The 24,229-nt window shown below is 45.9% G+C and carries 27 protein-coding genes; 26 read left to right on the top strand and 1 reads right to left on the bottom strand.

Going from position 1 to position 24,229, the window contains the following annotated elements:
• Positions 1 to 69 precede the first annotated feature (69 nt).
• The 17 genes from prsW (at position 70) to NSQ57_RS14555 (ending at position 17,325) form a co-directional block, all read left to right on the top strand.
• Positions 70 to 765: a glutamic-type intramembrane protease PrsW gene (prsW, locus tag NSQ57_RS14635; RefSeq protein ID WP_029517317.1), complete on the top strand. Its 696-nt coding sequence runs from the start codon at positions 70 to 72 to the stop codon at positions 763 to 765.
• 261 nt (positions 766 to 1,026) lie between these two features.
• Positions 1,027 to 2,412, top strand: coding sequence for a germination protein YpeB (gene ypeB / locus NSQ57_RS14630; protein WP_029517318.1), 1,386 nt, complete (start codon positions 1,027 to 1,029; stop codon positions 2,410 to 2,412).
• 165 nt (positions 2,413 to 2,577) lie between these two features.
• The gene (locus tag NSQ57_RS14625) at positions 2,578 to 3,237 is read left to right on the top strand and encodes a flagellar brake domain-containing protein (RefSeq protein WP_029517319.1); all 660 of its coding nucleotides are present in this window, start codon (positions 2,578 to 2,580) and stop codon (positions 3,235 to 3,237) included.
• Positions 3,238 to 3,366: 129 nt separating this feature from the next.
• Positions 3,367 to 4,074: a (d)CMP kinase gene (gene cmk, locus NSQ57_RS14620; RefSeq protein WP_322251811.1), complete on the top strand. Its 708-nt coding sequence runs from the start codon at positions 3,367 to 3,369 to the stop codon at positions 4,072 to 4,074.
• Positions 4,071 to 4,664 carry a lysophospholipid acyltransferase family protein gene (locus tag NSQ57_RS14615; protein WP_029517321.1) on the top strand — a complete coding sequence of 198 codons (594 nt, stop codon included), beginning with the start codon at positions 4,071 to 4,073 and terminating at the stop codon, positions 4,662 to 4,664. The genes cmk and NSQ57_RS14615 overlap by 4 nt, the downstream gene beginning before the upstream one ends.
• A 120-nt stretch (positions 4,665 to 4,784) precedes the next feature.
• The gene (gene rpsA, locus NSQ57_RS14610) at positions 4,785 to 6,011 is read left to right on the top strand and encodes a 30S ribosomal protein S1 (RefSeq protein ID WP_029517322.1); all 1,227 of its coding nucleotides are present in this window, start codon (positions 4,785 to 4,787) and stop codon (positions 6,009 to 6,011) included.
• A 147-nt stretch (positions 6,012 to 6,158) separates the two neighbouring features.
• Positions 6,159 to 7,481 carry a ribosome biogenesis GTPase Der gene (gene der / locus NSQ57_RS14605; protein WP_013310744.1) on the top strand — a complete coding sequence of 441 codons (1,323 nt, stop codon included), beginning with the start codon at positions 6,159 to 6,161 and terminating at the stop codon, positions 7,479 to 7,481.
• A gap of 11 nt (positions 7,482 to 7,492) precedes the next feature.
• Positions 7,493 to 8,101, top strand: coding sequence for a glycerol-3-phosphate 1-O-acyltransferase PlsY (gene plsY, locus NSQ57_RS14600; protein WP_029517323.1), 609 nt, complete (start codon positions 7,493 to 7,495; stop codon positions 8,099 to 8,101).
• Entirely contained in the window at positions 8,094 to 9,134 is a 1,041-nt protein-coding gene (locus NSQ57_RS14595) for an NAD(P)H-dependent glycerol-3-phosphate dehydrogenase (RefSeq protein ID WP_029517324.1), read from the top strand. The genes plsY and NSQ57_RS14595 overlap by 8 nt, the downstream gene beginning before the upstream one ends.
• 166 nt (positions 9,135 to 9,300) lie before the next feature.
• Positions 9,301 to 9,576, top strand: a complete 276-nt coding sequence (locus tag NSQ57_RS14590) for a stage VI sporulation protein F (RefSeq protein WP_013310741.1) — start codon at positions 9,301 to 9,303, stop codon at positions 9,574 to 9,576.
• Positions 9,577 to 9,753: 177 nt separating this feature from the next.
• Complete coding sequence (locus NSQ57_RS14585) at positions 9,754 to 10,404, top strand: hypothetical protein (protein WP_340932495.1); 651 nt, start codon at positions 9,754 to 9,756, stop codon at positions 10,402 to 10,404.
• 39 nt (positions 10,405 to 10,443) lie between these two features.
• Positions 10,444 to 10,794 carry a 2Fe-2S iron-sulfur cluster-binding protein gene (locus NSQ57_RS14580; RefSeq protein WP_029517325.1) on the top strand — a complete coding sequence of 117 codons (351 nt, stop codon included), beginning with the start codon at positions 10,444 to 10,446 and terminating at the stop codon, positions 10,792 to 10,794.
• Positions 10,795 to 11,214: 420 nt separating this feature from the next.
• Positions 11,215 to 12,693, top strand: coding sequence for a stage IV sporulation protein A (spoIVA, locus tag NSQ57_RS14575; RefSeq protein ID WP_029517326.1), 1,479 nt, complete (start codon positions 11,215 to 11,217; stop codon positions 12,691 to 12,693).
• A 429-nt stretch (positions 12,694 to 13,122) separates the two neighbouring features.
• On the top strand, positions 13,123 to 14,238 hold the full coding sequence (locus NSQ57_RS14570) for a sugar ABC transporter substrate-binding protein (RefSeq protein WP_340885733.1): 1,116 nt from the start codon (positions 13,123 to 13,125) through the stop codon (positions 14,236 to 14,238).
• Between the two features lie 66 nt (positions 14,239 to 14,304).
• Positions 14,305 to 15,822 (top strand): sugar ABC transporter ATP-binding protein, encoded by a 1,518-nt coding sequence (locus tag NSQ57_RS14565; RefSeq protein WP_165147000.1) that lies wholly within the window; start codon positions 14,305 to 14,307, stop codon positions 15,820 to 15,822.
• On the top strand, positions 15,819 to 16,805 hold the full coding sequence (locus NSQ57_RS14560; protein WP_029517329.1) for an ABC transporter permease: 987 nt from the start codon (positions 15,819 to 15,821) through the stop codon (positions 16,803 to 16,805). The genes NSQ57_RS14565 and NSQ57_RS14560 overlap by 4 nt, the downstream gene beginning before the upstream one ends.
• A 247-nt stretch (positions 16,806 to 17,052) precedes the next feature.
• Entirely contained in the window at positions 17,053 to 17,325 is a 273-nt protein-coding gene (locus NSQ57_RS14555; RefSeq protein ID WP_013310732.1) for an HU family DNA-binding protein, read from the top strand.
• Positions 17,326 to 17,396: 71 nt separating this feature from the next.
• On the opposite strand, the gene NSQ57_RS14550 is transcribed toward NSQ57_RS14555, so the two are convergent.
• A complete protein-coding gene (locus NSQ57_RS14550) occupies positions 17,397 to 17,570 on the bottom strand; it encodes a hypothetical protein (RefSeq protein ID WP_165146994.1) in 174 nt (57 codons plus the stop codon).
• Positions 17,571 to 17,726: 156 nt separating this feature from the next.
• Here NSQ57_RS14550 and mtrB point away from each other — a divergent pair, with 156 nt between their 5' ends.
• The 9 genes from mtrB to ndk all read left to right on the top strand — a co-directional run bounded on the left by mtrB (position 17,727) and on the right by ndk (position 24,203).
• Positions 17,727 to 17,957 (top strand): trp RNA-binding attenuation protein MtrB, encoded by a 231-nt coding sequence (gene mtrB / locus NSQ57_RS14545; RefSeq protein ID WP_013310730.1) that lies wholly within the window; start codon positions 17,727 to 17,729, stop codon positions 17,955 to 17,957.
• Positions 17,958 to 18,055: 98 nt separating this feature from the next.
• On the top strand, positions 18,056 to 18,607 hold the full coding sequence (locus NSQ57_RS14540) for a hypothetical protein (RefSeq protein WP_029517330.1): 552 nt from the start codon (positions 18,056 to 18,058) through the stop codon (positions 18,605 to 18,607).
• Positions 18,608 to 18,723: 116 nt separating this feature from the next.
• Complete coding sequence (locus NSQ57_RS14535) at positions 18,724 to 19,593, top strand: heptaprenyl diphosphate synthase component 1 (protein ID WP_342424975.1); 870 nt, start codon at positions 18,724 to 18,726, stop codon at positions 19,591 to 19,593.
• A gap of 9 nt (positions 19,594 to 19,602) precedes the next feature.
• Positions 19,603 to 20,331, top strand: coding sequence for a demethylmenaquinone methyltransferase (locus NSQ57_RS14530; RefSeq protein ID WP_039271329.1), 729 nt, complete (start codon positions 19,603 to 19,605; stop codon positions 20,329 to 20,331).
• Entirely contained in the window at positions 20,324 to 21,190 is an 867-nt protein-coding gene (locus NSQ57_RS14525) for a UbiA-like polyprenyltransferase (protein ID WP_029517333.1), read from the top strand. Before NSQ57_RS14530 ends, NSQ57_RS14525 begins: the two co-directional genes overlap by 8 nt.
• 5 nt (positions 21,191 to 21,195) lie before the next feature.
• Positions 21,196 to 21,855: a flavin prenyltransferase UbiX gene (locus tag NSQ57_RS14520; RefSeq protein ID WP_342424974.1), complete on the top strand. Its 660-nt coding sequence runs from the start codon at positions 21,196 to 21,198 to the stop codon at positions 21,853 to 21,855.
• Positions 21,812 to 22,678, top strand: a complete 867-nt coding sequence (locus NSQ57_RS14515) for a menaquinone biosynthesis protein (protein ID WP_029517335.1) — start codon at positions 21,812 to 21,814, stop codon at positions 22,676 to 22,678. The genes NSQ57_RS14520 and NSQ57_RS14515 overlap by 44 nt, the downstream gene beginning before the upstream one ends.
• Positions 22,675 to 23,649, top strand: coding sequence for a polyprenyl synthetase family protein (locus NSQ57_RS14510; protein ID WP_029517336.1), 975 nt, complete (start codon positions 22,675 to 22,677; stop codon positions 23,647 to 23,649). The genes NSQ57_RS14515 and NSQ57_RS14510 overlap by 4 nt, the downstream gene beginning before the upstream one ends.
• 110 nt (positions 23,650 to 23,759) lie before the next feature.
• Positions 23,760 to 24,203, top strand: coding sequence for a nucleoside-diphosphate kinase (gene ndk / locus NSQ57_RS14505; protein ID WP_039271067.1), 444 nt, complete (start codon positions 23,760 to 23,762; stop codon positions 24,201 to 24,203).
• The last annotated feature ends 26 nt before the right edge of the window (positions 24,204 to 24,229 follow it).

Genomic DNA, 24,229 nt, shown 5'->3' with positions numbered 1-24,229 from the left:
GATATTGAAGTGAATTTGTCGGCTCTGCGCTGAAAGCAGAGCCGACTCATTTTTATGGAGGGATGATCGGTGCTTCTGTTTTCAGTTATAGCGGCAGCCACAGCGCCGGGTCTCGCCTTATTGATGTATTTTTACTTGAAGGACAGGTATGATTCGGAGCCACTGCACATGGTTATTAAAGTGTTTTTGCTCGGCTTTTTGGTGGTTCTTCCTGTCATGATTTTTCAACGAGGGCTGCTGCTTTGGCTAGGGGATCACACGTTAATCCAGGCGTTCGGCATTTCAGCCGGAGTGGAAGAGTTTTTTAAATGGTTTCTGTTGTATCACATCATCTATAATCATACCGAGTTCGACGAGCCTTATGATGGTATTTTGTATGCGACCGCAGTCTCACTCGGATTTGCAACGGTTGAAAATCTGTTATATGCCTGGGCGGGCCATGCTTCGGTTAGCATGATGCTGATGAGATCATTGCTACCGGTATCCGGTCATGCGATGTTTGGCGTAATGATGGGCTACTACATGGGGAAGGCCAAGTTTTCAGAAGGCTTGAGGAGCAAATACATGTTGCTGCTGTCATTGGTGCTTCCATGGTTCTGGCACGGAGTATACGATTTGATTTTAACGAAATTTTCGCATGACTGGATCTGGTTTATCATTCCACTTATGGCCTTTCTATGGTATGGAGGAATGGCGAAGATCAGTCGGGCTAATAACCGTTCTCCTTTTCGTTTGTTAAAACGGGAAGAAAAGGTTAACATGTAACAAAATGGGACACACTGATCTGACAAACCTGTTAGAGAAAGAGGTGTCTTTTTTGCGTATAAAAGTTAGAATTCATTGTAAAAGATGCGGAGAACGCTTTGTGCTGAGAGGACGCATAGAGCAAGGACAGATTCAGACCGGCTTTAAACGCTGTATTTGCGATAACTGTGAGTTTATTGTTGAAGTCATGGAAAACCATGCATAAGAGAGCTTTCTTCTTGTCACACTATCGGTAGTGTACTTGAAGAAAGGAGACTCCCAATGTATAAGCGACTTAGTTCCGTATTGTTCCCGGTGGTTACCCTGATGATGATAGGAGCATTTGTGTGGGGTTATCAGCAAAGCCAGATGAGAAAAGAGGTGTCTCTTCAGGCAAATAGCATGTCGATAAAAGCGGAAAATCAATACCAGCGTGCGTTTCACGATTTGTCGTTTCATATGGATCAGCTGCATTCTCAACTCGGTAACGCGGTTGCTGTCCATAATACTTCACACGCGATGCACCGCAAATGTTTGATGAACGTGTGGAGGATTACAAGTGAGGCTCAAAATGAGGTTAATCAGTTGCCCCTCAATGTAATGCCTTTTAATCATGCTAAAGATTTGCTGTCACATCTATCTGCATTTTCGTATCAGACCGCTGTCCGTGATCTGGATCACGAGCCCTTAAACGAGAAAGAAATTTCGAACCTGAAAACGTTGTATAACAATTCCAAAGAAATTTCGAAAAACATGCAGGAAGTGCAGCAGAAAGTCATTAGCAAAAATTTGCGCTGGACGGATGTGGATATGGCGGCAGGTTCTCAAACTGGGCCGAAGGACAACACCATTATTGATGGCTTTAAAACCGTGGACAAAAAGGTGGAAAACTATAAAGAGCTGGATTGGGGACCGTCTGTAGCCAGCATCTATGATAAACGCTCTGTGAAAAAATTGAGTCTCCCGCCAGTAAATGCAGAACAAATTAAACAAAATGCTGCTGAATTTACAGGAAAACCGGAAAGTCAGATCAGGGTGAACGAAAACGGTAAAGGAACGGAATGGGCATCTTATACAGCTACCCTGCTAAATAAGAAGCAGCCTGTGGCCAGTATGGATTTTACGAAAAAAGGCGGCAAGCTTATTTCTTATCATGACATGAGGGCAGTAGGTCCTAAAAAAGCAACACGTAATGAAGCGATTCGCTATGCTAGTGAATACCTTGAACAAAAAGGTTACAAAGACATGAAGCCCGTTGCGTATGATGAAAGCGGGAATTTAGCTAACATTACATTTGTGAGCCAACAAGGGGATGTGATTATCTATCCAGAAAAAATCGCAGTCAGATCAGGCCTTGATAACGGACAAGTGATCGGTTTTCAAGCCAGTGATTATGTGTATGAGCATAGTCATCTCCGCCGCATACCGCAAGCGAAATTGAATTTGAATGCAGCACGAGCAAAATTGAATCCTGAGTTTCGTGAAACTTACCACCGTAAAGCCTTAATTGAAAATGAACTTTCGAATGAAGTTCTCTGTTATGAATTTGGTGGTAAAATCAATGGTTCCGTTTACCGGATATACATTAACGCCAATACGGGGATGGAAGAAACGATTGAAGAGGTTAAAGATTCAGATGAACCTCAGGTTACTGCAAGTAATGTCTAGTTGATTACATGAAAATGAATCAATAGTCACTCTAAACCTCCTTCATGAAGGAGGTTTTTTGTGCTTTAGTCATAGATCAAACAAATATTATGCTTAATATAGGCACAAAGTCGTGGTATTATATACCTTAATTAGAGCTTTTAATGGACAAGGATGGTGGATCATTTGTTTCCCAAAATTAATGATGTGTTATACATACAAGTGGCAGGTACTGACCATAAGGACGAGATTTTTGAATTTAAGTCTCGTATTGCAGAAGAGGAGTCACAGAACTTTTTAATTGAAATTCCTATGTCACAAACAAGTGGGCATTTGAAAAAATTGTTTCTAGGGGAAGAACTGTCTATATTTTTTTTGAGCGAGGGTGGGATTAAAAATTATTTTAATACCCACGTTACGGGTTTCAAAGAGGATATCCTCCGGATGATTCGTATCCACAAACCTGCTCCAGACAGCATCAGCAAAATTCAGCGTCGAAACTTTCTTCGGGTTAAGGCCAACTTGGAAATTGCTGTAAAGCATGGTGCGAACGAGTCCAGATTTGTAGCAGAGACACATGATGTAGGAGGTGGGGGTGTTTCTTTTCACACCCAGGGAACTCATCATCTTGAAGAAGGAGAATCATTGTCTTGCTGGATTTTAGTTCCATATAAAAACGGTACTCAGGAGCATGTTCCGTTCCAATCTGAAATTGTGCGCATTCAGCAGATGGAAAACGGTCGCAAACTCATTATGCTGAAATATGAGGAAATCGCTGATCAGGAGCGTCAAAAACTGATTAAATATTGCTTTGAAAGACAGCTGGAATTCCGGGGGAAATCTTAATCATCCGAAATTTTTCTTTTTTAGTAAACCTGTCGCTTATTTTGCATCGCCTATAAATGTGTGGTATAATTTTCACGTCGCAGGCAATGCCTGCTTTTTTCTTGAGGTTAGGTTAGGAGGAATTCCCTGTTGGCAAGGCAACATGTATCTTCAATTAACAAAATAAATGTAGCCATTGATGGACCTGCTGGTGCAGGGAAAAGTACAGTGGCCCGCTTGGTGGCGAAAGCACTTTCTTATGTATATGTAGATACTGGAGCCATGTACCGAGCAGCAACGTGGTACATGATGCGTAAGGAAATTCCTGCAGAAAATGTACAAAAAGTGCTTCAACATGTACCTGAGCTGGTGATTGAATTAGTACCGGACCCCACAGGCCAAAAGGTTTATTGTAACGGGGAAGATGTAACCACTGTGATCCGTTCGATGGAAGTGACTAGCAACGTGTCACAGTATTCAAGTATTGCTGGTTTACGGACACGTTTGACTGAAAACCAGCGTGAGATGGCTGCACGCAAGGGTGTCGTTATGGATGGTCGCGATATTGGAACAACTGTACTTCCCGATGCGGAAGTCAAGGTGTTCATGACCGCAAGTGTTCAGGAACGTGCCTCCCGCCGTTTTAAAGAACTGAGCGAAACTGATGATATCACTCTGGAGCAACTGGAACGTGACATTGCGGCACGTGACAAGCTTGACGAGGAGAGGGAGGTATCTCCGCTTCGTTGCAGTGAGGACGCCATCGTGCTCGATACGACCCAAATGGGCATTCAGGATGTCGTTGATACGATCGTATCTTATTGCTTAACGGAGAAGGATGGAGAGATCAGCCAATGATATATACTGTATGCGCCAGTATTTTGCGTCTCATTTACCGCGTTCTGTTTAGACTTGAGGCGGTAGGCAGGGAAAATGTTCCTGCTGAGGGTGGAGTGCTGTTGTGTTCTAATCATATTAGTAATCTTGACCCTCCTACAGTTGGTATTTTGCTGAAAAGAAAGGTTCACTTTATGGCAAAAGCCGAGCTGTTTAATGTTCCTGTACTGGGTCCACTAATTGGGAAACTGGGAGCTTTTCCAGTCAAACGTGGCGGTGTAAGTAAGGAATCCATTAAGTTGGCATTGAACATTTTGCGTGATGGTAAGGTTATGGGAATCTTTCCCGAAGGTTCCAGAGGAGCTGGGGGAATCGGTAAAAAGGGTGCTGCAAGCTTTGCGCTACGCAGTGGAGCGGCTGCCGTTCCGGTCGCCATTATTGGTGATTACAAGCTTTTCCGTAAAACGAAAGTGTTATACGGTAAACCTGTCAATTTGGAAGCTTACCAAAAGGGTGCCGATATCGAAGGAGATCCACTTGAACTGGCAACAGAAGCAATTATGTCTCGTATTCGCACGATGAAGGAAACGGGTAAGCCTACGAATAACTGAAAGGCTTGTATGAATTGTGTCTAAGCTCGGAAAACTAGAACAAAAGTTTATTTATGTTTTGAACTCTGCCATGCGCAGGTTTAAATAAATGGTTTTTTTTGAATTGAGGAGGGTATTGACATGTCGGAAGAAATTAAAAATCAAGAAGCTGCTGAAGCGGCAAATCAAGACGAGCTCGATCAAATCGTCTCCCTGAAAAAAGGTGACACCGTTAAGGGTACAATCGTGAAATTGGAAGATAACCAAGCGGTAGTAAGCATTGGATATAAATACGATGGAATTATTCCAATTCGCGAGTTGTCTTCTGGTCTGGATAACGCAGAAGAAGCAGTACAAGTAGGCCAAGAGGTTGAAGCTAGAATTATCAGCATTGACGATGGCAAGGAAAAACTTGTTCTGTCCAAACGTGCAATCGACAGTGAAAATGCTTGGGAAAAGTTGGAGCAACTGTTCGAAAGCAAAGAAGTATTTGAAGTCGTTGTAAATGATGTCGTTAAAGGCGGCATCGTGGTAGACGTGGGTCTGCGCGGATTTATCCCTGCATCCATGGTAGAACGTCACTTCGTAGAAGATTTCAGTGATTACAAAGGCCGCACATTGCGTGTTGTTGTAAAAGAACTGGATCGTGAAAATAACAAAGTGATTCTTTCTCAAAAAGACGTTCTGGAAGCAGAATTCGAAGCCAACAAGCTTAAAGTAATGGCTGAGCTGAAAGAAGGCCAAGAAATCGTAGGTACGGTTCAACGTCTTACTCAGTTCGGTGCTTTCGTAGATGTTGGCGGCGTGGATGGTCTTGTTCACGTATCTGAAATTGCTTGGACTCATGTCGATAAGCCTTCTGATGCAGTTTCTGAAGGAGACCAAGTGAAAGTAAAAGTCTTGAAAGTAGATCCTGAAAAAGGAAAAATCAGCCTGAGCATGAAAGCTGCACAGCCTGGTCCTTGGGAATCGGCTGCTGGACAATTCAACAACAATGACATCGTAACAGGTGTTGTAAAACGTCTGGTTAACTTCGGCGCATTCGTTGAAATCGCTCCTGGCGTGGAAGGTTTGGTTCATATTTCCCAAATTTCCCACAAACACATTGGAACTCCACAAGAAGTTCTGGAAGAAGGGCAAGAAGTGAAAGTTAAAATTCTTGAAATGAATCCTTCCGAAAAACGTGTTAGCCTGAGCATTAAAGAAACTGAGGAAGCTCCTGAAGCTGCTCCTAAAGCAGAAAGAGCACCACGTGCATCTCGTGCACCTCGTGAGGAACTGAATAATCCTAACGTTTCCCTCAATAATTCCGGTCTGAGCATCACGCTCGGCGAGCGTTTTGGCGATAAGCTGAACAAATTTAAATGAGTTTAAATCAATACATTTTATAATATGCATAACGTACACCATCGGCGGACCCAGAGGGTTCGCCGATTGTTGTTACGTGACCATATCGCCAATAGGTATGTTTTTTGCTATGATGATAGCGGAAGAATTGACAGGAGGAGTGAATTTATGGCAAGACCCGTTGTGGCTATCGTTGGTCGTCCGAATGTGGGCAAGTCCACTATTTTTAATCGGATAATCGGGGATCGTTTGTCCATCGTGGAAGATAAACCCGGAATCACTCGTGACCGTATATACGGTATATCGGAGTGGAATGGTAAATCCTTCAGTATTATTGACACCGGCGGCATTGAGATTGATGGTGAGGATGTCATTTTAAAATCCATCCGTATGCAGGCCGAACTTGCAATAGAAGAAGCAGATGTAATTGTATTTATGAGTGATGCGAAAGCAGGAATTACACAGTCAGATGAAGAGGTTGCTCAAATGCTATATCGTTCGGGTAAACCGATCATCGTAGCTGTCAACAAGGTGGACAACCTCAGTCGCGCCGATCTGATTTATGAGTTTTATTCTTATGGATTTGGTGATCCAATCGCTGTTTCTGGTAGCCATGGTACAGGGATAGGCGATCTGCTAGATGCCATTACATCCAATTTGCCTGAGCTGGAAGAAGATCACTATGATGAAGACGTTATTCGTGTTGCCTTGATCGGCCGCCCGAATGTAGGTAAGTCTTCACTGGTTAACGCCATTCTGGGAGAAGAGCGGGTTATCGTTAGTGACATTGCAGGTACGACACGTGATGCAATTGATACACCCTTTGAAAAAGACGGTCAAAAGTATGTACTGATTGATACGGCAGGTATGCGTAAACGTGGCAAGGTATATGAAACGACCGAAAAATATAGTGTAATGCGTGCCATGCGTGCCATTGAGCGTGCAGATGTTGTATTGGTCGTTATTAACGGCGAGGAAGGCATTATTGAACAGGATAAGCACATTGCTGGCTATGCTTATGAAGCGGGTAAAGCTTCGCTGTTTGTCGTTAACAAATGGGATGTCGTGGACAAGGACGACAAAACGATGCACCAGTTTGAAACGAAAATTCGCGATCACTTTTTGTTTATGACATATGCTCCGATTGTGTTCTTGTCTGCAAAAACGAAGCAACGCCTGCAAAAGCTGCTTCCTGTTGTACAGCATGTGGCACAGCAGCATGTGTTGCGTATTCAGACACATTTGCTGAATGATGTAATTTCCGATGCGGTTGCCATCAATCCTCCACCAACAGACAAGGGACGTCGTCTGCGCATTAACTATGTGACCCAGGTTGCTGTTAAGCCGCCTACGATGGTTGTATTCGTAAACGATCCAGAAATAATGCACTTCTCGTATGAGCGTTATCTGGAGAACAAAATCCGCGCCGCCTTCAATTTTGAAGGAACTCCAATTCGAATCTTTACACGGCGCAAGTCTGACGAAAGTTAGGAGCGAATAGGTTGATTTTACAAATCGTTGCCATCGTACTCAGTTACTTGCTTGGCTCTGTCAGCTTTAGTTTGCTGTATGGAAAATTAAAAGGAATCGACATTCGCCAACATGGGAGCGGCAATGCCGGTGCGACGAATACGCTGCGTGTGCTTGGAAAAGGCCCAGCTATTCTGGTACTGCTGCTGGACGTACTTAAAGGGGTTATTGCGGTACTAATAGGGCACTGGTTAGGTGGGGAATCATCCTGGGTACCGGGTTTGTGCGGCATCGCGGCGATTGCGGGCCATAACTGGCCGGTATATTTTCACTTCCGTGGAGGAAAAGGTATTGCGACTGCTATTGGTGTATTGGCATCGCTTGCCTTACTGCCCGCACTATATGCCGGAATCATTGCGATACTTGCAATCGTAATGACGCGTTACGTATCCCTTGGATCGCTCATTTTTGTCATTTTGACCCCTTGGATATTACTCGTGCTTGGTTTTGCATGGCCGTTATTCTGGACGGCTCTAATCATTTGTCTGTTCGCTGTGTGGAGACACCGTACCAACATAGTCAAGCTGGTGCGGGGGAATGAGAATAAGCTTGGCTCCAAAGGAGGAGATCGTCTTGTCTGAGAAAATAGCTGTGCTGGTCGCGGGGAGTTGGGGAACAGCCCTGGCTTCCGTTCTTGCGGCCAATAACAACGATGTCTCTGTCTGGACGAGAAACGAGCAGCAAGCAGCTGAAATCAATGAGAAGCATACAAATGAGCATTATTTACCGGGCTCTATTTTGTCTGATCGCATTTCAGCTACAACTGATATGCAGACTGCGGTATCTGGTGCTAAAGCAGTGATAATCGTATCTCCTTCTGCTGCTGCTCGTCAGGTAGCACGTAGTCTGAAAGCTCATTTTAGCAAGGATATGCTGGTAGTGCATGCCATTAAAGGTTTTGAAACAGAAACGCTTAAACGTATGTCCACGGTGATCTCGGAAGAACTGGAAGTCGCGGAGGGCGATATTGCCGTGCTGTCTGGTCCGAGTCATGCGGAAGAAGTGGTGAGGAAATGTCCTACAACGGTCGTTGTAGCTTCCTCCAATGAGCAGGCTGCACAGGCTGCTCAGGGGCTGTTCATGAACTCCTATTTCCGTGTCTATACAAACCGCGATTTGCTAGGCGTGGAACTGTCCGGGGCGCTAAAAAACATTATCGCATTGGGTGCGGGAATGTCAGATGGACTTGGTTTCGGTGATAATGCCAAAGCGGCTTTATTGACCCGTGGATTGGCTGAAATTACCCGTGCCGGAGTTGAGATGGGTGCTAATCCATTAACCTTTGCCGGTCTGGCTGGGATTGGCGATCTAGTGGTCACGGCAACGAGTCGTCACAGTCGCAACTGGCGTGCAGGGTCACTATTAGGACAGGGCCAACAGCTTGATGATGTGCTGGAATCTATGGGCATGGTCGTAGAGGGGATTCGAACGACAAAAGCGGCATACGCCATCTCTCAAAAATTAGGTGTTCAGATGCCTATTACAGAGGTACTGTATGGAGTACTGTTTGAAGGACGTGACGTCCGTAAGGCCGTTGAGGCGCTGATGGGTCGCGACCCTAAGACCGAGATGGAAGTCATGCCACTTCAGACTTGGGAGCAATGGCATTCTTAAAGGCTCAGATGAGCTTTAATAATATAAAGGCTGTCTCATGGTAGATTTTTTCTATAATGAGATAGCCTTTTTTAGTTAGGCGTTTGGCATGTCTTATGTACGCTTAATCACCTTTTGTCTCCGCCACTCATAGACTGAGTTGAGCAATGGCGGAGGAGGGGAGATTATGAATAAAAACTTTCCGAAAGATGCATTGAAGGCCATTAACAAAAAAGGCGGCAAAAACATATCCGAAAATGCAGTGAAAAAGCTGGCAGGCACGGTAAAGGCGGACACGCTTCAAAGCGAAGCGCAACTGCGTCAGCTTATCAAGCAAGTGTCTGCGATGGCCAACATTCCGGTGTCGGAAGATACAGTAAGGGATATTGTTGGTGCCGTCAAAAAGAGCGGAATGAATCCTTCCAATATGGAAGCGTTGATGAAAATGATGATGAAAAAATAGACCGCTGGCCGCACGCCAGTTAGTATTATTCACCGTGGACCGGGAAGGTTCGCGGTTTTTTTATATTTTGGAGTGGGTAACCGCTTTTACAGTACACAAAATATCGAACTGCCCTGTCGAACATGTTATAATGATGCCCATCAGGAAACGGAAGGAAAGACAGCAAAGGAGGAAACAATGTTGAAGGAGGCAATATCATCGGTGTTAGTAGACAGGCTTCCTCACAATCTGGCAGTTGCGCTGAGTAGCTTGGCTGAGAACTGGTCAACAGTGTCGGTTCCGTGGATGCTAGGCGGGAGTTGTTCACTACTTGTACATGAAGTTGAACTGGATCGCCTGCCTCGGGACATTGATATTTATGCGGATATTCATGCAGCAAAGCAACTTCATGCGCACCCCCTGGGTATGAGTATAGATCGACAGCAGGTTGATCGTAGCGGCTCTTACGTTTCATTGCTGAGCCACTATGATCTGGAGGGATTTCCAGTCGAGTTGGTGGGGGGATTTGAAGTATTATGTGACGGAGCGTTATACCGCTTAGAGATCGAGCGACTACTTTGGTCGGCTGGTGTTCAGCTTGAGCTGGGGAGTGCTTCACTGCGTCTGATGCCGCTCAGTCATGAACTTTTATTCAATATATTGCGAAATCGACCCGACCGATATAAAGCGATTGCAGAAGTCATGAAGCGCGACCCGCGACGTCATATAATTGTACTGAAGCAGCTACTAGTCAGTAATATTTGGAATGAGGAGCAATTGGACAAGCTTGTAGAACTTCTGCCTTGGCCAGAGTTGCACTCCGTCATCCAGATGGGCAATGAAGTATAAGTTGTGTGTGTTAGGAGAAAGACAACTGGAGGACTATTCATGAATGTGCAGATTACGTTTAGGCCGTCAGGTAGGCGCGTACAGGTCGGTCAGGGTACGTCATTGCTTCAGGCTGCTCGTAAAGCGGGTGTATATATCCCCACTCGTTGTGACGGAAAAGCAGCCTGTCTGATGTGTAAGGTACAAATATCACCGGAATGGGCTGAATTTGCAGACCAACCCAGAGATGCAGAGCAGCGTAAGCTGGGGCCTTTACTGGATGAAGGAATGCGCTTATCCTGCCAGGCACGTGTCCAAGGCGATATGGAGGTAACCATACCGGAGGATAGGCTCAAGGCGGCTATCAGACGGCAACTGGAGCGTCAGGCGCTGGATGATGAACTGTGGTAATGCCGATTATATCAGGAGAATAGAAAAAGGATGTTTCCGACGACTCTAAACGGTCAGGAGAAACATCCTTTTTTTATTTAATCTAGCGACGAAGTCATGGGAGAGTCCTGCCCCGCATATATTAGGTGAGTGGAACCAAACGTAAAATATCGTTTCTGCAATGATCGCTCTGTCGTAATCTATTTTTCAAAAAACTAAACATATTTTACGGAGGGGATACATATGATGGTATCAGTCCAAATGCATGTACGAGTTTACGCCGTTTCGCCGATTCCATCAGTCTCCTGAATCTCGGCGGCGGACGACTTCCGGGCATTTTAAAGGCTGTTCTGCCGCATCTGGGATCAAGCAGTTGGTTGAACACGAAGCGGATGCTCTTTAAGCATTTTTCCTTCGGAGACTTTTTAGGAGGGGATTTCATTGGAGAAAGTAGACATTTTTAAAGACATTGCCGAACGTACCGGAGGAGACATTTATCTTGGGGTCGTCGGCGCAGTCCGAACAGGAAAATCAACGTTTATCAAGCGGTTTATGGAGACGATTGTTCTGCCAAACATTACAAGTGAGGCGGACCGTGCCCGCGCCGTAGACGAGTTGCCGCAAAGTGCGGCAGGCAAGACGATCATGACGACGGAGCCTAAATTCGTACCGAATAATGCCGTCCAGATCAAAGTAACGGAAGGACTGGATGTGAATGTACGTCTGGTTGACTGTGTAGGATATGCAGTAGAAGGAGCAAAAGGGTACGAGGATGAAAATGGTCCGAGGATGATCTCCACACCATGGTTCGAAGAACCCATTCCTTTTCAGGAAGCGGCAGAAATTGGTACACGCAAGGTTATTCAGGAGCATTCGACGCTCGGTGTGGTAGTCACTACAGACGGCACGATTGCGGAAATCCCGCGCAGCTCTTATGTAGAGTCGGAGGAACGCGTCATTGAGGAGTTGAAGGAAGTTGGCAAACCATTTGTTTTGGTTATCAACTCCACGCATCCTCGCAGTGATGAAACACTCCAGCTTCGCGGTGAGCTGGCTGCCAAGTACGATATACCAGTTATGACACTCAGCGCGGCGACGATGACGGAAGATGATGTTACAGGCGTACTTCGTGAAGTATTGTATGAATTTCCGGTGCATGAGGTGAATGTAAACCTGCCGAGCTGGGTCATGGTACTGAACGAAGAGCACTGGCTGCGTAGCAATTATGAAAATTCCGTTCGCGATACGGTTAAAGATATTCGACGCCTGCGTGATGTAGATCGAGTGGTTGGCCAGTTTATGGAATATGAATTCATCGACAGGGCCGGATTGAGCGGGATGAATATGGGGCAGGGCGTAGCTGAAATTGATCTGTATGCTCCCGATGAGCTGTATGACCAGATTTTGGTCGAAGTCGTCGGGGTAGAGATTCGTGGCAAGGATCATTTGCTGCAAATGATGCAGGATTTTGCCCATGCCAAACGAGAGTACGACCGCTTCGCCGAGGCGCTGGAAATGGTCAAGACAACGGGATATGGCATTGCCGCGCCGTCGTTATCTGAGATGGCACTAGACGATCCGCAGTTGATTCGTCAGGGTACAAGGTTTGGTGTGCGGCTCAAGGCGACAGCACCTTCTATACACATGATTCGTGTCGATGTGGAATCGGAATTTGCTCCGATTATCGGAACAGAGAAGCAAAGTGAAGAGCTTATGCGCTATCTGATGCAAGATTTTGAGAATGACCCAATCAAAATTTGGGAGTCAGACATTTTCGGACGTTCGCTGCATTCCATTGTACGGGAAGGCATTCAGGGTAAAATCGCCATGATGCCGGACAATGCACGCTATAAGCTGCAGGAAACGCTGGGTCGTATCATTAATGAAGGCTCCGGCGGTCTCATTGCTATTATTCTTTAAGGGTAAGCCACACCTAAAAAATGTATAAGAGAAATACCGTGGAGAGCAATTTGCTCTCTACGGTTCGCAAAAACAAAATATTAGACTGACCTCCAAAACCAGACAGGGGTAGCCATGGACGAGAAAATAAAGTCCTAGACTACCTCTGTTTTTATTGAGCTTTTCGTTTCTCGTAGCAGGATGTAGGTTCAAATATAACAATCCGATTAATGAGTTTCACAAGTAGAGAGCTAGGCTCCGCCTTGATTTTACATTTAAACAGCAACCGTTTTCCGGTATTCAATCGGGGACGGTTGATTTTTGTGTTCTGGCCTATAAAACAGAAATTTTTCTATATTTCATAAAACCTATTTACATACTTGGTTTAAAGCGATATATTAAGTATCAAATTTGAATCATTTTGTGGTTGAACGAGGGGGAAATGAAATCATGGATATCCAAAAAGAGTTCCAAAGACACAAAAAGCTAGGACTGGGAGGTATCATGCTACTGGTGCTGGTTTTGCTGGTCACTGCATGTGGCGTGCCGAAAACAGAGAGCGGCACTCAAGGGACAAGCACTGCGGAATCGAATACAACAAACGAAAAAACGGACAACTTAAATCTAAAGGGTAAACGGGTTGCGTTGATCATGGAGTTTAACACGGGCACATTTTCGCAACAGTATGTTCAAGGTGTGGAAGAGGAAGTTAAAAAATTTGGCGGTACGCTGACTAAGTTTGTGGCAGATAACGATAAGGCTAAAATGGCTTCTCTGCTTGATAGTGCGATTAACCAGCAGTTTGATGTCATTTTGACTGATCACGGTGATGCATTACTGGAAACAGGGTTGAAAAAAGCAGTTTCCCGCAATATTCCAGTTATCGTGTTCGATGCTGCCGTCAATGTTCCGGGTGCGGTAGTGCTCTCACAGGATGACCAAAGCATGGCTGAGCTAACGCTGGAGCAAATGAAGAAGGATATCGGTGGCAAAGGCAACATTGTGAAAGTATGGGTTGCCGGATTTGCGCCGATGGAACGTCGTCAGGTTGCTTATGGTGCATTTTTGAAATCCAATCCGGATATTAAAGAAATTGCGACTTTTGGTTCGGCTCAGAATCCTGCGTTGGATACGCAAGCCAAAATGGAAGCTGTATTAAAGCAATATCCTAAGGGCGAAATTACAGCCGTCTGGGCGGCATGGGATGAATTTGCCAAAGGCGCAGCACGTGCCATCCAACAAGCGGGACGTACGGAAATTAAAGTCTACGGCATTGACATGAGCGACGAGGACTTGCAAATGATCCAAGACCCGAAAAATCCTTGGGTGGCCTCGGCAGCCGTAGATCCAACAGATATCGGGCGCGTACAAGTGCGCTATGCATATCAGAAGCTGCATGGGGATAATCCGGAGGAGAAAGTCGTACTGAAGGCTGTATATGTGCAACGCGAAGCGTTGCCGGATAAGCAAATTTCCACATCCGAGCTGTCCCAATATGTGAAGGGCTGGGGCCAAAGCGAACAGGGCTATAAGGATTGGATGAAGGAATATGAAACGTCCAAATAAAATGTTTGCATAACGCAAAGGCGCGCTTCGGCGCGCTTTTATCTTAAGCAGGCGTGAGGGGGCACCATGAGTTCACAAGTATATACATTGGAAATGAAGAAAATTAGCAAACAGTTTGCTGGTGTAGATGCGCTGCGAGCCGTGGATTTTACAGTGCAGGGTGGCGAGATTCACGCTCTGCTGGGCGCCAACGGGGCAGGGAAAAGTACATTGATGAAGATTCTGTCCGGTGCGTATCATTCCGATCAGGGAGCTATCGTAGTTGGTGGCAAGGAACTGAACATTAGTTCACCGTGGGAGGCCAAAAGAGCGGGAATTCACTGTGTGTATCAGGAGGTCGATTCAGCGCTTGTACCACAGTTAACTGTTGCTGAAAATATTGTAATGGACGATTTGTCAGCCCCTGATGGTCGATGGTGGACTGCACCGGTTTCTATGCGCAGACGAGCGCGTGAGGCATTAGCACGTCTGGAGATAGATATTGACGTGCGACGATATGTGTCTGAATTGACGTTGGCAGAAAAACAGCTTGTACTTATATCACGCATTCTGACACAGCAAGCCAATGCCATCATTTTTGACGAGCCTACGGCGCCGCTCAGCGAAGAAGAAACGCGACGTTTGTTCCGCACAATCCATACACTCAAGGATGAGGGAGTTGCATGTATCCTCATCACACACCGATTGCCGGAGGTTATCGAACACAGTGACCGTGTTACGGTGATGCGTGATGGTGAGCGCGTGTTCACGGGACCTGCGTCTGATTTAAGTGTAGGCGACATCGTTACGCATATGCTTGGGAAAACATTTGAGGAGGAATTCCCAAAAACAGAGGTACCGATTGGTGAAACGGTATTGGAAGCGAAAGGGCTTCACAAAGGATTACGAGTGCACGGCATTGATGTACAGGTCCGATGTGGTGAAATTCTCTCTATTGTAGGTTTGGTTGGTGCAGGCAAGACAGAGTTGTCACGACTTCTTACAGGAGCAGACAAGCCGGATAAGGGAGAGCTGACCTTTAAAGGTCGCTCCATTCGATTGAGAGAACCAGCGGATGCGGTAGCTCAAGGAATTGTGTCCATACCCGAGGAGCGACGGAAGCAGGGGGTGCTAATTGAGGAGAGTGTGGAAAGAAACCTTAGTCTTCCGCTTTTGGGCAAACTGAGTGTCCTTGGTTTCATCAGTCGGCGTAAAGAACGAAATAACGGTAATGGGATTGTCGCCTCTCTCGGTATTAAGACACCATCGCTCCGTCAGAATGTTAAATATTTAAGTGGCGGGAATCAGCAAAAGGTTGCTATTGGGAAATGGCTGCATTCCGGAGCGGATGTATTTGTTTTTGACGAGCCAACCAAGGGTGTAGATATAGGGGCAAAAAGTGATATTTTTCGTATCATTGGTGAGTTGGCGGAGCAAGGAAAAGCGATCATTTATCTAACCTGTGAATTTGCTGAAGGGATTGGCATTGGTGATCGGATTGCAGTGATGTATGATGGCAAAATTATAAAGGAATTTGCTCGGGGCGAAGTGGAACAGGAACAGCTTCTGTTGTATGCCAGCGGGGGTGAAGAGGTGCATTCATGAAGGAAAAATGGTTAAACGTCTCATTTCGTTACGGTGCCGTAGTTGTCATTATAGGTGTGTTGGCGTTTTTTTCATCTACATTACCTTATTTCTGGACTTATGATAATTTAATGGACATTCTTGGCTCGATTGCCATTGTGACTTTCGTTGCCATTGGTGTGACATTGTCACTTATCGTGGACGGTTTTGACCTGTCGGTGGGAGCTACAGTATCTTTGACAACGGTCGTTGCCGCTTCTTTAATGGTCTGGTATGAGCAGCCTGTTGCGGTGGTCATTATTGTGTCTCTGATTGTCGGCGCTTTGGTAGGACTGTTGAATTCATTATTGATCATTAAACTACGTATTCCTGATTTGCTCGCAACCCTTGCAATCATGTATATTGTAAGCGGGATTCACAAAACGTACGCACAGGGCTATACCATATATAATCATATGCAGTTTCCCGATGGTAGCAAGGCGCCGGGGGAGATATCTCCTGCATTTCTTTTGCTTGGGCAAGGTAAATGGTTGGGTATCCCGATTTCGGTTATTTTACTGTTGCTGGCTGTGGCGGCGGTGCATGTTTTCTTGACTTATACAAAGCATGGGCGTCAAATGTATGTAACGGGTGGAAATAAGGAAGCTGCTCGTCTGTCGGGTATACGGGTAAAAAAAGTCCGTACTCTGGCCTATGTTGCTTCAGGTGTATTTGCGGCGATTGCCGGTATTTTGTATGCCTCGCGCGTAGGCTCAGGCCAAATTGACGCGGGTTCCCCCTTGCTCATGGAAGCGGTAGCTGCAGTATTCGTCGGTTTTTCGGTCTTTGGTGCTGGTAAACCCAATGTCATTGGTACATTTATTGGTGCAGTTTTGATCGGTGTGTTGGTTAATGGACTAACGATGATGAATGTGCAATATTTCGCCCATGATATTGTCAAAGGAGTAGTGCTGGTACTTGCGCTGGCCGTTACTTTTTATGTGTTAAACCGTCGTCGTACTTGAAATTGTCTGTGGACTGTATTACTATAAACCTTGTTCCACGCAAGCAGGGTGCCATAAAACGCCAGTTTCGGCCTATATTGCGGAGGTTAGGTATATTCTATGTATATTTAACGACGAAACGGAAACAGATGATAACATTATGGAAGGCAGTACGCCGCCCGGGTTATTTTATACAGGCGACCTCATATCGGTCATTAACACCGATAACCTAAATGCTGGACTACACTTGAATTGGGAGGTGAATATGTTGAATAAAACGGATTTGATCAATCAGGTTTCTGAAAGCACTGAATTGTCCAAGAAGGACGTAACCAAAGCAATCGATGCAGTATTTGAGGCGATCTCTGGAGCGTTGCAAAGCGGAGATAAAGTGCAACTGGTAGGTTTCGGGAACTTTGAGGTTCGTGAACGTTCCGCACGTAAAGGACGTAACCCGCAAACAGGAGAAGAAATCGAAATCCCTGCGAGCAAAATTCCGGCATTTAAACCGGGTAAAGCGCTTAAAGACGGAATTAAATAAGATTTCTTACATATTCCCAATGCGCTGAAAAGACCGTGAATTTGATTCACGGCCTTTTCTTTTTGTCCTGTTTACTTCGTGGTAGGGGTGCTATGGACTGGAGAAGAGGAAGCTGCCCTGCCGTTTCGCGAGGCATAAGCGATCAGCACTAGGGGTTCACCTGTTAGCTCGGCAAATTCATGCTCCAGCTGTTGAAGCCTTTCGATTTGGGCAGGACTGAGATTGGCGGGAAGGTAGTTTTTCATCAGATCCGTTCCTTTCTTTAATAGATGGGACTGCACGGATAGTATGGCTCGGGACATGCTAATTATTGCAGGAGCACGGGAAGCATGTAGTTGACAAAACAAGCTTGAATCTCCATCATAAAAAGTATAGCTTCGGCTCTCAGGGAGGAAAAGGATATGGAAGATAACGTGACGGGTAGCAGTGAGTACGTCGTAATTAAAGCGAAAAGCAACGGATGTCAGGTTTTTGGTTTGACCAGAGGCCAGGATACACGCTTGCATCATTCAGAAAAATTGGACAAGGGCGAGGTACTGATTGTCCAATTTACGGATCATACTTCTGCTATTAAAATTCGCGGCAAAGCCGTTGTGATGACCAAGCACGGGGTAGTAGATACGGAGGATTAAAATGCAGGCATAGCCTGCTTTTTTTTGTTGTAGAATGAGAGTGAGGACCTTTACCGTAGCAAACCCACATTATGAGGTAGAGGTCAGGGGAGGCTCTGATGAAACCTTGGATTGTATTCGGTGGCTCCATTCTCATAACCATCGCAGCAGCTGTGTTGCTGCCGTCTTTACAAGTGCTGGACTCAGGAACCGCAGCAGTTCGTGAGACACAGGCGACGATTTCGCCTCAGCAACGGGTGCTGCTGTCAGATGACAATCTGGTGGATACGCTGAATGAGCTACCGTTGACTACACCGATTGCAAGCGCAAGCTGGGAACATTCAGTCCTGACCCTGGATGTCAAACTGTCCAAGGAAGAAACTGCCCCGCTAGAGATTTATCAAAACATGGCGGAGATTGCCGCTTTTAGCTTTTACGGAACGACGAATGTGCGGCAATTGCTGCTTCGGGTGGTGACGCAGGACGAATGGTCAGGAGAACGTCATTTGCTGCTTGCATCCGATATACGCCGGAACGAGTGGACGAACGAGGCATTGGAACAGCTGAGAAGCCGGGAAGGCGCGGAATTGCCAGAGGATTTGAAATCCCGTTTCCGCATTACAGTAACGCCCATGTGGCAAAACAGGTTTAACGGTGTATATACAGATTAGATGTTTCTGCCGGTGGACCTACAGTACTTTAGTCGCGAATCATTTTAAATTGTGATATAATATAAGGCATTGCAATTATTTGAGTATAGCAGAAAGTCATGTCTCGGAGGCTTAGGATGAAACCGTATCGCGTACCCCAATTAGCAAGGAAATATGTGGAATACGACATGATTCAACAACATACGGAAATGCCGGCTTTTCCTGACAGCCGTACCCGTTTGATGTTTGTGTTTTTGAACCGGAATGCGCAGGAGCTGCATGCCAGTGAGGACGAACTGTACGCATTGGTAACCTCACTTGTGCAGATGGGGCTGGATACGCATGATATGATTGATACTTTATCCGGTATACGGAGCCCGGAGGAGATGCGTTCCAGACAGCTGAAAGTGTTAGCTGGGGACTATTTTAGCAGTCGTTTTTATCAGCTGCTTGCACTGGCAGGCCGCATTACGGCCATTTCGAAGCTGAGTGATGCTGTATGTGAAGTGAACGCAGGGAAAATGAGTCTGTACTGGGGAATGAAGCAATTCCGCCTGGATGCAACTCAGTATTTAACTCAGATGGTTCGTTTCAAAAAGGAGCTTTTTTTATCATTCACTTCACTTGTAGCAGAACAGGATCAGGAAATTTGGAAGCAGCTTCTCAACAAATTTGCCCTCTGTGATACCTTGGTGGAGGAATGGGGTAAGCGGACAGAACCGGACAAGTCCCGTTTCGGATATATGTTCTGGCATATTTATGGTAACGGGGACCGGAACGAGCAAGCGTTGCTTTCAGAGAGTGGTACTGACACTGAAGCATGGCGTAAGCTTGTTCTGAAATACAAAGCCGAGGATGCGATACTGGACAAGCTTCGCACGGCAGTTACACACATCCGGCAGATCCTGTCAGATGATCAAAATACAGGGATCGAGGGATTTGAACGCATGCTTGAGCCTTTCCTAAAGCTGCTAAATAGTCCGCACCCAGTTGTGAGGGAAGGTTAGGTGAACGTGATGGGATCAAGCGACACCAAGCCGAAAGAGCAATTCGTTCATGGCGTGTTTGAAAGCATAGCAGGTAAATACGATTTGATGAACGATATACTGAGCTTTCGCAGACATAAGGCTTGGCGGAAATTTACGATGAAAAAAATGAACATGCGTCGTGGCGATACGGCAATTGATCTTTGCTGTGGTACATGTGACTGGACGCTTGCGATGGCGCGAGCAAGTGAAAGTGGTCACATCGTAGGACTCGATTTTAGTCAGAACATGCTCAATGTTGGCGAGCGTAAAATTATATCAGAATCCCGTGAAAAGCAAATTAAGCTTGTTCAGGGCAACGCGATGGAACTGCCTTTTGAAGATAATTCATTTGATTATGCAACGATTGGTTTCGGTCTGCGCAACGTACCTGATCTGCGCCACGTGTTACAGGAGATGCAACGAGTCGTCAAACCTGGCGGGCAGGTCGTATGTCTAGAATTGTCCAAACCTACTTGGCAGCCGTTCAAGGGAATTTACTACACATATTTTCAACACATCTTGCCCATGCTCGGCAAATTGTTCGCCAAACGTTATGAGCAGTATAAATGGCTCCCTGATTCGTTGGCGCTTTTTCCAGGAAGGGATGAGTTGGCTGGCATCTTCCGTGAAGTCGGATTGAAGGATGTTCAGGCTCATTCTCTCACCGGAGGCATTGCGGCATTGCACATTGGAATCAAGGAGAGTCAGCATGTTTAAGAAAATTGCTATTTTTTTGGAAATGATTAAAATTGAACATACGTTATTTGCGCTCCCATTTGCATTCATGGGGGCTGTATTGGGGTCAGTTGTCGTGACAGGCAACCTTCCCTCGTGGCCGCAGATCGGCTGGATCCTGCTAGCTATGGTTGGCGCACGCAGCGCTGCTTTTGGCTTCAATCGTATGATCGACCGGGTGATTGATGGGAAAAATCCGCGCACAGCAGGACGCGCTATCCCGGCAGGGTTGCTTAAATCAAGCGAAGTGGTAATTTTCATTATCGTCAGTCTGGTGTTGTTATTCTGGGCATCATTCAAGTTAAGTCCGCTGGCGTTCAAGCTGTTTCCGCTGGCCTTTTTTATGCTCGTTTTTTACTCTTACACCAAGCGTTTCACTTGGCTTTGCCATATTGTACTTGGTCTGACCATTGGTTTGGCGCCACTAGGCGCGTGGGTTGCAGTAACGGGACAAATAGATTTGACCGCTATCGTTCTGTATCTAACGATCGCATTTTGGACGGCTGGATTTGATGTTATTTATGCTTGTCAGGATATAGATTTTGACCAAAACGAAGGAGTTTATTCTATTCCTGCCCGTTTTGGTGTAGCAGGTGCATTGAACATCGCTCGGGCATTCCACGTCATTACGGCGATCGGATTTATTGTACTGTTCTTTATTGCAGATTTAAGCTGGTGGTATCTGGCGGGCATGATTATTTCGTACATTATTTTATTTTATGAGCACTATATCGTATCTCCAAAAGATTTGAGTCGTTTGCAGACGGCATTCTTTACTATGAACGGTGTACTTAGCACTGTCGTATTTGCCTTTACACTGATTGATTTGGTGGTGCGTTAATACTAATGAATAATCAGGTGAGCGAACATCAAGGCAAACGAATCGTTATTGGCATTACAGGCGCGAGCGGAAGCATTTATGGTGTGCGACTGGTAGAGACTCTGCTGGACTTGCAATACACAGTTCACCTGATCGTGTCTAATGCTGGCTGGCGGGTGTTGAAAGAGGAGTTGGGCTGGAATGTAACTGGCCGGGAAGGGGCTTTGAATGAACAATTCGGAGGCCGTCCCGGTTCTCTTGTATACCATCCGTTCACAGATATTGGAGCTTCGATTGCGAGCGGCTCTTATTTGGTGGATGCGATGATTATCATGCCATGCTCGATGGGGACGTTGTCAGCAGTAGCACACGGTTCGTCCGACAATCTCATGGCGAGGGCAGCGGACGTGATGATGAAGGAAGGTCGTCCGCTGATCCTTGTACCTCGTGAGACGCCTCTACATGCCATTCATTTGGAAAACATGCTTAAGCTTGCGAGACTTGGCGTCAAAATGATTCCGGCCATGCCGGCTTTTTACTTTCATCCGAAGACGCTGGATGATATTGTGCTGTTCCTCGTAGGCAAAGTATTGGACAGCTTGCGTATAGAACATCAACTGTTTACGAGATGGGGGGATTCCGATGCCGACACCGGACACCAAGACAATCACAATCGGAAAAATTAAATATACAAACGCTTGGCCTATTTTTCATTATTTTAATCCTTCTGAGCTTCTCCATTCGGCGGAGATGGTTTCTAAAGTTCCGGCTGAATTGAATCAAGGTATGTTGAATGGGAGTTTGGATATCAGTGCGATGTCCTCCTTTGCGTATGCATCCGGTGCTGAGGAAATGCTACTGTTGCCGGATTTATCCGTCAGTGCAGATGGTCCTGTGCAATCCATTTTACTATTTTCACGCAAGCCGCTGGACGAAATCAAAAACGGAACCATTGCACTAACAAATACGTCTGCTACATCCGTGAATTTGTTGAAAATTTTGATGCAAAAGGCATGGGAAGGTCAGCCTTCCTATTTTGACTGTGAACCGGATCTTGACTTGATGCTGGAACAGGCAGATGCGGGGCTACTGATTGGAGATCACGCGATTAAGGCATCTTGGCGAAACGAAGGTCTGTATGTTACGGACCTCGGAGAAGAGTGGAAGCGCTGGACGGGCTACAGTATGACTTTTGCTGTATGGGCAGTACGACGTGCTGTTGCTGCTCAAAATCCCGCAGCGGTGGCTGAAACTGCGAGTGCGTTCCGCGCAAGCAAGCAGCGTAGTCTGTCGGACTTGACGTCTGTTATTTCTGAAGCATGCGAGGAAATTGGAGGTCTGCGAGATTATTGGGAGCGCTACTTTACTAATCTGTGTTATGATTTTGGAGAGAAGCAACAACAAGGTTTAGAGCTTTACTTTCAGTATGCGCATGAACTGGGGCTGCTTGACCGACGAGTAAAGCCGCTTCTCTGGAGTGACAATACGCTGACACGGGTGAAAGAATGAAACGATTGGATTTGTTCGGTTTATTAAAGAAGGATATGAACTTTATAGAAGAAGAGTTGTACCGCAGTATCGATAGTACGGAGCCGTTGATTAATGATACGTCGCTTCATCTGCTTAAAGCAGGGGGCAAGCGTTTGCGTCCCGTATTTGTATTGCTGGGAGGCAAGTTTGGAGAATATGATCTGGACAAGCTCAAGCGTATAGCGGTACCTCTGGAATTGATTCATTCTGCCTCTCTCGTTCACGACGATGTGATTGACGATGCGGAAATGAGACGCGGTCAACCCACCGTGAAGTCCAAATGGGACAATCGGGTGGCTATGTACACCGGAGACTACATATATGCACGTGCGCTGTCTATTGCTGCTGGATTGCCGAATCCCGACATTCACCGGGTACTGTCTAAAGCGCTGGTGCAGATGTCCATTGGTGAAATGGAACAAATTCGTGATTTTTTTAATGTGGATCAGAGTGTGCGTAATTATTTGCTTCGCATACGGCGCAAAACGGCTTTATTAATTGCGGTTAGTTGCCAGCTGGGAGCTATGGCTGCAGAGGCACAGGAAAGTGTCAATTCCCTGCTGTACAGCTACGGCTATAACGTAGGTATGGCTTTTCAAATTCAGGATGATCTGCTTGATCTGTGCGGAACAGAAAAAAAGATCGGAAAGCCGCCGGGCAGCGATATGAGACAGGGGAATATTACGCTTCCGGTGATTTATGCGCTCGAACAGCCTGAGTTGCGTGCAGATCTACTGGCTGAAATCCGCCGCATTCAGGATGGAGATGGGCTAGGAGACGCACGCAAAGCGGTGGATATAATCAAAAAAAGTGAAGGAATCGCTAAAGCTGAAATTCTCGCCGACCGATATATTAATAAAGCGCTAAACGCGCTGGACTTACTACCAGATGTCAAAACAAAAAAGACGCTACGCGATATTGCTCATTTTGTAACACGCCGCTCCTACTAAAGTTGTGTTTTGGGTTTGCTGTGACAAAATGCTTTAACCAGTTCCAAGCTTTCTGTTACAATACAGTTTAGTACTGTATAAATACATTAGATTGGATTGGGAGTGAGCCGATGGATCGTACTTTTTTGATGGTTAAACCGGATGGTGTACAACGTGGGTTGATTGGACGTATCATTAGTCGTCTGGAAGACAAAGGCTTTAAAATGGCGGCTGGCAAGCTTGTACAAGTATCAAGAGAACAGGCAGAACGGCATTATGCGGAGCATGTGGGCAAGCCTTTTTTTGAAGAGCTTGTAGGTTTTATCACATCAGGCCCTGTGTTTGCTATGGTATGGGAAGGGGATAACATCGTTACGCTTTCTCGCTTGTTGATTGGTAAAACACAAGTAACCGAAGCTCTTCCGGGCACAATTCGTGGAGACTTTGCAGCACATACACCGTTTAACCTCATTCATGGTTCAGATTCACCGGAGAGCGCAGAGCGCGAGATTGCAAATTTTTTCATGCCGGAAGAATCCGTTCGGTATGAAAAAAGTGTGGCGACCTGGATGTAAGTTTAATTACGTATGAAGAAGGATGG

It is taken from the genome of Paenibacillus sp. FSL L8-0502 (genome assembly GCF_038593055.1).
In the GTDB taxonomy this organism is placed as follows: Bacteria; Bacillota; Bacilli; order Paenibacillales; family Paenibacillaceae; genus Paenibacillus; species Paenibacillus polymyxa_D.
Note: the sequence above shows the minus strand (reverse complement) of the source record. Positions and strands in the feature narration are given on the sequence as shown.

What these genes read in the sequence shown, in the direction of transcription:
- ypeB (WP_029517318.1), top strand. Translation starts at nt 1,027, where the DNA reads ATGTATAAGCGACTTAGTTCCGTATTGTTCCCGGTGGTTACCCTGATG.
- NSQ57_RS14615 (WP_029517321.1), top strand. Translation starts at nt 4,071, where the DNA reads ATGATATATACTGTATGCGCCAGTATTTTGCGTCTCATTTACCGCGTT.
- rpsA (WP_029517322.1), top strand. Translation starts at nt 4,785, where the DNA reads ATGTCGGAAGAAATTAAAAATCAAGAAGCTGCTGAAGCGGCAAATCAA.
- der (WP_013310744.1), top strand. Translation starts at nt 6,159, where the DNA reads ATGGCAAGACCCGTTGTGGCTATCGTTGGTCGTCCGAATGTGGGCAAG.
- NSQ57_RS14590 (WP_013310741.1), top strand. Translation starts at nt 9,301, where the DNA reads ATGAATAAAAACTTTCCGAAAGATGCATTGAAGGCCATTAACAAAAAA.
- NSQ57_RS14585 (WP_340932495.1), top strand. Translation starts at nt 9,754, where the DNA reads ATGTTGAAGGAGGCAATATCATCGGTGTTAGTAGACAGGCTTCCTCAC.
- NSQ57_RS14580 (WP_029517325.1), top strand. Translation starts at nt 10,444, where the DNA reads ATGAATGTGCAGATTACGTTTAGGCCGTCAGGTAGGCGCGTACAGGTC.
- NSQ57_RS14570 (WP_340885733.1), top strand. Translation starts at nt 13,123, where the DNA reads ATGGATATCCAAAAAGAGTTCCAAAGACACAAAAAGCTAGGACTGGGA.
- NSQ57_RS14565 (WP_165147000.1), top strand. Translation starts at nt 14,305, where the DNA reads ATGAGTTCACAAGTATATACATTGGAAATGAAGAAAATTAGCAAACAG.
- NSQ57_RS14560 (WP_029517329.1), top strand. Translation starts at nt 15,819, where the DNA reads ATGAAGGAAAAATGGTTAAACGTCTCATTTCGTTACGGTGCCGTAGTT.
- NSQ57_RS14550 (WP_165146994.1), bottom strand. Translation starts at nt 17,570, where the DNA reads ATGAAAAACTACCTTCCCGCCAATCTCAGTCCTGCCCAAATCGAAAGG.
- mtrB (WP_013310730.1), top strand. Translation starts at nt 17,727, where the DNA reads ATGGAAGATAACGTGACGGGTAGCAGTGAGTACGTCGTAATTAAAGCG.
- NSQ57_RS14540 (WP_029517330.1), top strand. Translation starts at nt 18,056, where the DNA reads ATGAAACCTTGGATTGTATTCGGTGGCTCCATTCTCATAACCATCGCA.
- NSQ57_RS14535 (WP_342424975.1), top strand. Translation starts at nt 18,724, where the DNA reads ATGAAACCGTATCGCGTACCCCAATTAGCAAGGAAATATGTGGAATAC.
- NSQ57_RS14530 (WP_039271329.1), top strand. Translation starts at nt 19,603, where the DNA reads ATGGGATCAAGCGACACCAAGCCGAAAGAGCAATTCGTTCATGGCGTG.
- NSQ57_RS14525 (WP_029517333.1), top strand. Translation starts at nt 20,324, where the DNA reads ATGTTTAAGAAAATTGCTATTTTTTTGGAAATGATTAAAATTGAACAT.
- NSQ57_RS14520 (WP_342424974.1), top strand. Translation starts at nt 21,196, where the DNA reads ATGAATAATCAGGTGAGCGAACATCAAGGCAAACGAATCGTTATTGGC.
- NSQ57_RS14515 (WP_029517335.1), top strand. Translation starts at nt 21,812, where the DNA reads ATGCCGACACCGGACACCAAGACAATCACAATCGGAAAAATTAAATAT.
- NSQ57_RS14510 (WP_029517336.1), top strand. Translation starts at nt 22,675, where the DNA reads ATGAAACGATTGGATTTGTTCGGTTTATTAAAGAAGGATATGAACTTT.
- ndk (WP_039271067.1), top strand. Translation starts at nt 23,760, where the DNA reads ATGGATCGTACTTTTTTGATGGTTAAACCGGATGGTGTACAACGTGGG.